At 42.8% G+C, this 9,639-nt stretch carries 7 protein-coding genes; 4 read left to right on the top strand and 3 right to left on the bottom strand.

The window, feature by feature from the left end; translation table 11 throughout:
* Nucleotides 1–402: 402 nt before the first annotated feature.
* Nucleotides 403–1,743, bottom strand: coding sequence for a hemolysin family protein (locus tag NWP21_RS02280; RefSeq protein ID WP_280791458.1), 1,341 nt, complete (start codon nucleotides 1,741–1,743; stop codon nucleotides 403–405).
* Nucleotides 1,744–2,032: 289 nt separating this feature from the next.
* Between NWP21_RS02280 and mfd the strand changes: the two genes are divergently transcribed.
* The 3 genes from mfd (at nucleotide 2,033) to NWP21_RS02265 (ending at nucleotide 6,121) form a co-directional block, all read left to right on the top strand.
* The gene (gene mfd / locus NWP21_RS02275; RefSeq protein WP_280791457.1) at nucleotides 2,033–5,491 is read left to right on the top strand and encodes a transcription-repair coupling factor; all 3,459 of its coding nucleotides are present in this window, start codon (nucleotides 2,033–2,035) and stop codon (nucleotides 5,489–5,491) included.
* Nucleotides 5,492–5,593: 102 nt separating this feature from the next.
* Nucleotides 5,594–5,779, top strand: a complete 186-nt coding sequence (locus NWP21_RS02270; RefSeq protein WP_280791456.1) for a hypothetical protein — start codon at nucleotides 5,594–5,596, stop codon at nucleotides 5,777–5,779.
* A 102-nt stretch (nucleotides 5,780–5,881) separates the two neighbouring features.
* Nucleotides 5,882–6,121, top strand: a complete 240-nt coding sequence (locus NWP21_RS02265; RefSeq protein ID WP_280791455.1) for a hypothetical protein — start codon at nucleotides 5,882–5,884, stop codon at nucleotides 6,119–6,121.
* On the opposite strand, the gene NWP21_RS02260 is transcribed toward NWP21_RS02265, so the two are convergent.
* Together NWP21_RS02260 and NWP21_RS02255 are read right to left on the bottom strand one after the other, a co-directional pair.
* Nucleotides 6,118–6,879 (bottom strand): GDYXXLXY domain-containing protein, encoded by a 762-nt coding sequence (locus NWP21_RS02260; RefSeq protein WP_280791454.1) that lies wholly within the window; start codon nucleotides 6,877–6,879, stop codon nucleotides 6,118–6,120. The genes NWP21_RS02265 and NWP21_RS02260 overlap by 4 nt on opposite strands.
* 139 nt (nucleotides 6,880–7,018) lie before the next feature.
* A complete protein-coding gene (locus NWP21_RS02255; protein ID WP_280791453.1) occupies nucleotides 7,019–8,440 on the bottom strand; it encodes a DUF2157 domain-containing protein in 1,422 nt (473 codons plus the stop codon).
* Between the two features lie 165 nt (nucleotides 8,441–8,605).
* Between NWP21_RS02255 and NWP21_RS02250 the strand changes: the two genes are divergently transcribed.
* On the top strand, nucleotides 8,606–9,559 hold the full coding sequence (locus NWP21_RS02250; protein WP_271732463.1) for an RsmB/NOP family class I SAM-dependent RNA methyltransferase: 954 nt from the start codon (nucleotides 8,606–8,608) through the stop codon (nucleotides 9,557–9,559).
* The last annotated feature ends 80 nt before the right edge of the window (nucleotides 9,560–9,639 follow it).

The raw sequence follows: 9,639 nt of genomic DNA, 5'->3' as shown, positions 1-9,639 counted from the left end.
ATGATGTATCAAAAATTTTAGATCCCCCTAAATCCCCCTTGAAAAGGGGGACTTTGATTCTAGTTCCCCCCTTATTAAGGGGGGTTAGGGGGGATCTGCAAGTGTATAAAGTCACCATCTAAAACTTTCCAAACATCCTCTAAGAGGATGTTTTAACACGGTAAGCGCATCTTAACAATCTTTGACCAAATGAACTTTATGTGATTTGCCTACCCAGAGGGCGATTCAAGCATATTTGAGTAGAATTTGTCATCTCAATTGTTAAGCAACAATCGACCATATCTGAAGAGTTTGTAACTATTCTGATTGACTGGTAGCATTTGAAATGCTTACAGAACACGCACATCATAAAATTGTCCAATTGTCAATAGCATTTGAGATGCGCTTCTTGCCCTGGATGTTTTAAAGGTGAGGATCATCATTCTCCCTAATCTCTACCTCGTCATCTAACTTTGGGATGACCAGGACTTTATCAACCCGGTTACTGTCCATATCCATAACTTCAATACGCATCCCCCGCCATTCAAAATAGTCTGCAACTACAGGAATACGACCAAGATGATTGATCACAAAACCACCCAATGTTTGATAGCTACCTCTTTCGCCAATTTCCCACTCTTCAAGATGAAAAAGTTCATAAAACTGATCTATATATAACATTCCATCCAAGAGCCAGGAACCATCCTCCCGTTGTACTGCTTGGGGTTCTTCCTCCCCCGGTTCCTCTGGAACATCACCGACGATTTCGCTCATGATGTCGTTAAGAGTTACTAATCCTTGAATTACACCATATTCATCCACTATCAAAGCCATGTAAGTAATGGTTTGTTTAAACAATTCCAATACTTTTAAACCGCGTGTGATTTCTGGTACATAGACAGGTGGCCGCAATCCCACTGTTAAGTCCATGGGTTCACTGCGGAAACACCTGGCTAGTAAGTCGGTAACTGGAATTATCCCCAAAACATTGTCTAATCCTCCCTGACAAACTGGATACCTAGAATAGGCACTTTCAATGATCTTTTGGCGGTTTTGTTCCAGTGAGTCCTCTAAGTCCAGCCAAACAATATCAGGACGGGGTGTCATAAAAGAACTCACAGGGCGATCGCCTAAACGAAAAACTCGCTCAACCATATCTTGTTCCGCCTCCTCAAAGGTTCCGGCTTCCGTTCCCTGTTCAATTAAAATCTTAATTTCTTCCTCCGTAACCTGTGGACCCAGATGGGGCGTCATCCCCAATCCTCGCACTATTATATCAGTAGAAGCACTGAGGAAATACACCAATGGTGAAGTAAATGCGGCTAGGCGTTGCATGGGAATAGCGATAAACTTGGCAATTGCTTCTGGGTTATTTAATGCCAGACGTTTTGGTAATAATTCACCAATAATCATGGAAAAATAGGTAATTATGACAACTACTACCGCGAAAGCTAGGGGTTGACTATAAGATGCCAAGAATGGAATCAGACGTATATATACTGATATTCTAGTTGTGATTATTGCTCCTAACCAAGCCCCTGTGAGGATAATTGAGAGGTTAATTGCTAATTGAATGGTGGAGAGAAAATCATTTGGCGACTCAGCTAGTGCTAAGGCTACCCGGGCTTTGGCATCTCCTTGATTCGCCAGCTGCTGTAACCTAAGTTTACTTGCCGAGACCACTGCCATCTCCGCCAGAGAAAATACACCATTAGCTATAATTAGCGCCAAAAGGACCAACATTTCAAACGTGATGGAGGACATTTTTGAGAATTGCCACTGAATCTAGGTGAAGGTGAGAAGCTCATACACCTTTTAGTATTTAGTAATCATAGGAGGGCTTTTACCGCTGTGTTGGTGATTGTCGAGAATTAATAAGAAAAATTAACCACAGATGTACAAAAATGTCATTGGTCATGACCCCTCTGGCTCCAGGTAAGTGAGGACAATTCTGTAAGTGAAGTTAATAACGGCTGGAACACTCTTAAAATGGTGAATATAAACTAACTGTAATTTCTGTGATTTTTAAGGACTTCCTCCTGTAGTAAAACTTATGGCATTTTCTTCTATTGTGCGCGCCTTGGGGCGATCGCCTCTCAACACTGAATTACTTTCTCAGTTAAATCGCCAACAAGAATTGCGGTTAAATGGCATTTCTCGCCTACCCAAAGGTCTAATAGCTTCAGCATTGGCCCAAAATTCTGGCAGAAATTTATTGGTAGTAGTTCCAACTCTGGAGGAAGGCGGACGCGCTTATGCACAGTTGGAGGCTATGGGATGGCAGACGGTGCATTTTTACCCCACTTCCGAAGCGTCTCCTTATGAACCCTTTGACCCGGAAACGGAAATGACCTGGGGACAGATGCAAGTTCTGGCTGATTTGGTAAATGGGAAGGGGGAAAGCAACACCAATCTTGCAATTGTCGCTACTGCTGGGGCGTTACAACCCCATTTACCACCACCAGCAGCTTTTATACCTTTCTGTCTGACGGTGAAGCGGGGGATGGAGTTTGACCTGGATACCTTCGGGGCAAAAATTACCAATTTGGGGTATGAAAGAGTACCACTGGTGGAAACAGAAGGTCAATGGAGTCGGCGCGGTGATATTATCGATGTCTTTCCTGTTTCTTCGGGAATGCCAGTTAGATTAGAGTGGTTTGGTGACGAGATTGAGAAAATACGCGAATTTGATGCTGCTAGTCAACGTTCTGCCCTTGATAAAATTGACCAACTTACCCTGACTCCTACTAGTTTTGCTCCTATTGTCTGGGAAGCATTACAAGATCAGGTTGAGGGGAAATCAGACTCGGAACTTCTAGAAGGGAGTCGTCGTTTTCTGGGGTTGGCTTTCACAAAACCAGCATCACTCTTAGATTATTTAAGTGAAAATACCCTGATTGCTGTTGATGAACCAGAACAGTGTCGTGCACATAGCGATCGCTGGGTAGAAAATGCCCAGGAACAATGGGGTATGAGTCATAGGGAAGAATCTAGCCCGATTTTCTCAGAGTTACCCAAAATTCATCGGTCTTTTGATGAATGCCTCATAGATGTAACTAAGTTTAAAACTTTATATTTATCTGAATTAGCCGAAGAGAACAGTGGTATAAATCTTGCTAGCCGCTCATTGCCGGTAACACCACACCAATTTGGCAAGCTGGCGGACATTCTGCGACAAGAACGCGATCGCAATTTCTCCATTTGGCTGATTTCTGCCCAACCTTCCCGTTCTGTCTCTCTACTACAAGAACACGATTGTCCGGCGCAATTTGTCCCCAATCCGCGGGACTACCAAGCAATTGATAAATTACAAATTAACCATATACCTACAGCCATAAAGTATTCCGGTTTAGCGGAACTAGAAGGTTTTATCCTACCTACATTTCGACTGATAGTCATCACCGATCGGGAATTTTACGGACAGCATTCCCTGGCCACACCGGGATATATCCGCAAGCGTCGCCAAGCCACTTCCAAGCAAGTAGACCCCAATAAGCTGCGTCAAGGTGATTATGTAGTGCACAAAAGTCACGGAATCGGTCAGTTTATGAAGTTGGAAAGCTTAACTATTAATCATGAAACCCGTGATTATCTGGTGGTGCAGTATGCTGACGGTATCCTCAGAGTTGCTGCTGATCAAGTCGCTGCTTTATCTCGGTTTCGTCGCACGGGGGACAAACCACCAGAACTGCACAAAATGACTGGTAAGGCTTGGGAAAATACTAAAAACCGAGTTCGTAAGGCCATCAAAAAGTTGGCGGTGGATTTGCTAAAACTGTACGCAGCTCGATCTAAACAACAAGGCTATAGTTATCCCCAAGATATGCCTTGGCAAGAAGAAATGGAAGACTCATTCCCCTACCAAGCGACTATAGATCAGCTCAAAGCTGTACAAGATGTCAAACGAGATATGGAAAGCGATCGCCCCATGGATCGTTTAGTTTGTGGGGATGTGGGTTTTGGTAAAACAGAGGTAGCAATTCGGGCTATTTTCAAGGCTGTCACTGCGGGTAAGCAAGTTGCACTACTTGCACCCACGACAATTTTGACTCAGCAGCACTACCACACCCTCAAAGAACGCTTTGCTCCTTACCCGGTAACTATTGGCTTACTGAATCGTTTTCGCAGTGCTGAAGAACGCCGCACCATTCAAAAGCGATTAGCCACGGGGGAATTAGATATAGTTGTCGGTACACACCAAATTTTAGGTAAGAATGTCACTTTTCGTGATTTAGGACTGTTGGTGGTGGATGAAGAGCAACGGTTTGGGGTGAATCAAAAGGAAAAAATTAAAACCTTAAAAACTCAAGTTGATGTCCTCACACTTTCGGCTACTCCCATTCCCCGTACCTTATATATGTCTCTGTCAGGGATTCGGGAAATGAGTTTAATTACCACACCACCTCCTACCAGAAGAGCTATTAAAACCCACCTAGCGCCATTAAACCCGGAAATGGTGCGCACGGCAATTCGTCAGGAATTAGACAGAAGAGGGCAAATATTTTATGTAGTTCCACGGGTGGAAGGCATCGAAGAACTGACAACTAATTTACGGCAAATGATACCGGGGGCGAGGTTTGCGATCGCTCATGGTCAAATGGATGAAAGCGATTTAGAATCAACTATGCTGACTTTCAGTAATGGTGAAGCGGATATTCTCGTCTGTACAACAATTATTGAATCTGGTTTAGATATTCCCCGAGTCAACACAATCTTAATTGAAGATGCTCACCGTTTCGGGTTATCTCAATTATACCAACTGCGTGGTCGTGTGGGACGGGCGGGAATACAAGCCCATGCTTGGTTATTCTATCCCAAGCAAGAAAATTTATCTGATGCAGCACGGCAAAGACTGCGGGCGATTCAGGAATTTACCCAACTTGGTTCGGGGTATCAACTGGCGATGCGCGATATGGAAATCAGAGGTGTGGGTAACTTGTTAGGTGCAGAACAATCAGGTCAAATGGAAGCCATCGGCTTTGATTTGTATATGGAAATGTTAGAAGAGGCGATTCGAGAAATTCGCGGACAAGAAATACCCAAAGTTGATGATACTCAAATTGACCTCAACCTCACAGCATTTATTCCATCTGATTATATTCCCGACGTGGATCAAAAGATGAGTGCTTACCGGGCAGTGGCGGCGGCAAAATCTCCAGAAGAATTAAAGTATATCACGGCGGAGTGGGGCGATCGCTATGGTGCCATACCAGTCCCGGCTAATCAACTTTTACGGGTAATGGAACTCAAACAGGTAGCGAAAAAGTTAGGATTTAGCCGCATTAAACCAGAGAATAAACAACACATTGTTTTAGAAACTCCCATGGAAGAACCGGCTTGGAATTTACTAGCAGCCAACTTACCAGAACATCTCAAGACCCGCTTTGTTTACTCTCCGGGTAAGATAACTGTAAGGGGTTTAGCAGTCTTGAAAGCCGACCAGCAACTGCAAAGCTTACTGGATGCAATGCATAAAATGCAAGGTGGTGTTGCAGAGGCGGTTGTGGTTTGAGTCCTTGGGAAACAATAACTCTAGAAACTCACAATCACTAAAATTAACCTGCAAAATTTAGGGTATTTATAGCTACAAGCGAATTGCTCAAGTACGCTCTGTATGTGCAATTTTAGCCCAGGGGATATATGCGATCGCATAGGTGAGGTGCTGGAACATCCCAACAGAATGCAACAAATACGGGACAATGCGCGCCAGGAAATCGTCAGTCGCTACGACTTGCGACGAGTCTGCCTACCCCAACACCTGGACTTAATTCACAAAGTCATGGGCACAGGACGTAACTAAGTACAAGTATTTTTTTACGGATGAATCAGTGGTCAATTTAGAGAAACAGGTGTACATTAGTTGAGGTTAGTTATCTCATCCTCACCTTGAAAGCATCCATCCATGGATAGAAAAACCAAGCGCCTGTTGTTGCTCGTTTGTTCCTGTAGTCTCGCGGGTGTAATCCTAGGGGGTACATCCAGCTGGGCAGAAAGTAATTCTTGCTTGCAATCTCAGACTGTGACTAGTGATTGTCTCACACAAGACCCCATACAAAGAACTATCCAAGGAATGGCTACAGGTTTGGTAGCAGGCGCAGGGGCGGCGGGCGGTGTAGCATGGAATTTACGCCATGAGGATTAAAGGCGATAATTGCGATAGCCGCGATCGCCGTAAGCATCGCGCACCCACAAACTAACGGGTACAGAATTACCTTGAGGGTCTACTTTGACTCTAACGGTAATTGGTCGAATTTGTGGGGGTCTATTTCCTCTAGTTTGCCGGACGCTTTGGAAAATATCGTTACTAACTTGCTGCCTTTGTTGTTCTGGGAGGTAGTATGTTTCTATTCCGTAGATAATGGCATTATCTTGATAGACACCTCTTAAAGCGACTTGATTGCTGGGAAGAGATTCGGGTAAATTGCTAGTCACCCTGATGGGTCGCCAAGGACTGGGAACACCACGACCGGAGGAAATTTGTTGCTCTTGCAATATCACGTATAAGTTAGTCCCAGGGAGAAGTTGTCTGTTTCTCCCCTGATTGCTTCTGAATAAATCATTCCAACCGGGAAGCCTTCTCAAATTGTCCACGCGGGATATATTGTATTCCAAGGTGAGAAAAAAATCTTGAACCACATTATTAGGGTTTTGAGCCAGTGTTTGCAGGATTACATCCCTACCAGCAATGCTAGTATACATTGCTTGGGTGGGAACGGCCAGGATAATTCCCGTTTGAATTAAGAGGGGAACTAATAGCCGCCAAAAAGGTAGAGGCTGGTTCGCTTTTTGTTCACTAGCAGTGACGTAATCTTTAAAACTCAGCTTCTCAGAAAATTCCACTTCAGGGGATAATGTTCTAGGTGATTGCTTTCCAGTCGATTCAGAGGAATCATTTCTCATGAGCCTAGTCCTAAGATGAAGAGTTATTAGTCAAAATTGCGTCTGGATGAACTACCAGAATTAGGACTGACGCAGAGATTCTCTAAAAAGGGTAAACCACCCACCCACTTGAATGTCCCTAATTGTGACCAAACTTTAATTAGGAACTGGATTTACTAGGTAAGCGACGTTCAAACCAAAGTCCGGCAGTAATTAATGCCCAACCGCAGATCACAAATACCAGGGACTGAAAAAGTCGGTCTGTATTATACTCTATAACCCTACTAATAATTTGTAAGGTTAATAATAGCATACCTCCCCAAAATCTGCTCCTGTTGTTTAACTTTAATCCCTCTCGGATTAACCCGAATGCTAAGAAGGCGAAAAGTACATTAAAGATGAAACTGCCTAATTCATCAATGCGGGTAATAGCTAAATGCCAGAAAGGTGTAATAATGATGAAAGCCAAAAAGGTAGTAACAACAGCAAGAGTAAAAATCACTTCCCTGCGGGGGGGGTTATTTCGCAGACGCAGCATTGATAACCATTGTAATACTGCTAAACCACTGAGAACCCCTAAATCGATTACAGGCAGAGACATGAATAGATTATTGTTACTATTTGGCATCAAGGTATTCAATGTTGGGGCTACCCATTGCCAACGGAAAGACAAGACATAAAAGACTAGTCCAAAAAATATCAATGCCAGGTTACGCGCCAGAGGTTGAAATAACCTGTAATTGACTGTGGGGAAAAGTAAATCGTCATAACTCCAGAATAATGCAGGTGGCAGTGCAAAGGCAAAGGAGGCCACCCAAGGGGCTATATTGTCCAGGTTCAGCAGTGGTAGGGGATTGAGATTCAACTGCAAAGTACCAGCAAAGACAAAGGCTGCTACCACAAAAATCAAGCGAGAGCGACAAAAATATGCTAAGGGTACAAATAGTAACCATGACAATAAGGGCATATGTCGAACTGCCAAACTTACCCAATTCCAGTCAACTGTGGAAACCCCAAAGTCTTCTCTTCCCGCCCAGTAACCGATTTGGCTGAGGATAATGGCCATAATTCCCAGGGAGTTTAAACACAAACTGTAGGCCATGACTAGAACGCCAAATCCCCAGGCTAAAAACAGTTCTGCCATGGAACCGCTAATATTGAAAATCTGTGCCATGAGCAATATGTTTGCACCTAAAAAGAAGGCACTTAAAATTAGTAATCCCTCTCCCAAAATACGTTTACTTTGTTGCTGTTTTCTCTTGTCGTTGTTCCCAGATTTAGCTTCTACCCATGTAGAAAAACCCGTGATACTAGTGGAGAGAAATAAACTGATCATCAAGATAAATTTGACTTCTCGTGACCATGATTGCCAATTTGTGGCTATGAAGGTAATTATACCTAAACACAAGAGGATACTACCTATACCAATCACAGTGACCACAAAGCGATCGCGTGATGCTGCTTCTAGGTTCTTAAATCGATAACGTTCTGCTAAGTTTTCGTACTGGGAAGCGCTAATTAGCCCTTCATCTCGCCATAATTGCGCTTCTCGGCGTAATTTATCCGGGAAATTATCGAACATTTATCATCATCTCCGAACAATTTTGGCGACTTGACTCCCTCAACCCAGGACTCAGGTCTTGAGTAGGAGCAAACATTCTTGATTCAGTTGGATTAACCGGTCATGATATTTTCAGTATGCAGCCAAGACCATCTATAGCATTGTTCTTCTGTCACATTTTTACTAATGGAAAAACCATCAAATTTATTACTTAAACTCTCGCGCCGGTTGTTTGAAAACCCTGATAAACAAGAACAGTTTATTGATTCATTAATGAATCCTCAACCCTTTAACCCGGCAATTATTTGGTGTAAAAATCAGCTTAATTTATCACCTTTCACCGTAGAATCATCAATAAATTGGCAACCAGATTTTGTGCAGCGTTTATCATTAGGAGAAAAGCCTGGTAAACATCCTCTGCATCAACAAGGTGATTTTTATTGTTTAGATTTTTCTTCTGTGTTTGCGGCTACAGTTTTATTAATGATTCCCCAGTCGGTGAATTTGGTTTTTGATATGTGTGCTTCCCCTGGGGGTAAGAGTATTTTTGCTTGGAAAGCTTTGCAACCTAATTTACTAATTTGTAATGAGGTCATTGGTAAACGTTTAGGGATGCTGATTTCTAATTTAAAGCGTTGTCAAGTTAGCCCTTGTACTGTGGTGAGTCGAGATTCTAGTATTTTTACGGAGCAAATCCCATTATCTAGTGATTTAGTTATAGTTGATGCGCCTTGTACTGGACAATCTTTAGTCGCTAAAGGTGAAAAAGCCCCTGGCTGTTTTCATCCCACAGCGATTAATAAAAGTGCTAATCGACAAAAGAGGATTCTAGCTAATTCGGCTCAATTAGTTGCACCCCAGGGCTATCTTGCTTATATGACCTGTACTTACTCTCCGGAGGAAAATGAGGAGGTTTGTCAATGGTTTATGTCACGGTTCCCTGATTTTCAACCAGTTACAGTTAGTTATTTAGGGGAATATCAATCTCATTTAACTGATATTCCTTGTTATCGGCTGTTTCCCCAATATAGGCTGGGTGCTGGTGGGTTTACTGTGCTATGGAAAAATACTCAGAAATTTCAACAAAATATAGTAAATTTAGATACTTTATTGCCAGTATGGAGGAACGGGAAGGATTAAAATCAAGGCGCAATGCCTCTTTTTGAGGATTTGAAATCTATCTTTAGAGGTATTTTTTTATTTATACTCAAGATGCTAGT

This window comes from Anabaenopsis sp. FSS-46 (genome assembly GCF_029891665.1).
In the GTDB taxonomy this organism is placed as follows: domain Bacteria; phylum Cyanobacteriota; class Cyanobacteriia; order Cyanobacteriales; family Nostocaceae; genus Anabaenopsis; species Anabaenopsis arnoldii.
This window is presented reverse-complemented; position numbering and strand designations above follow the sequence as displayed.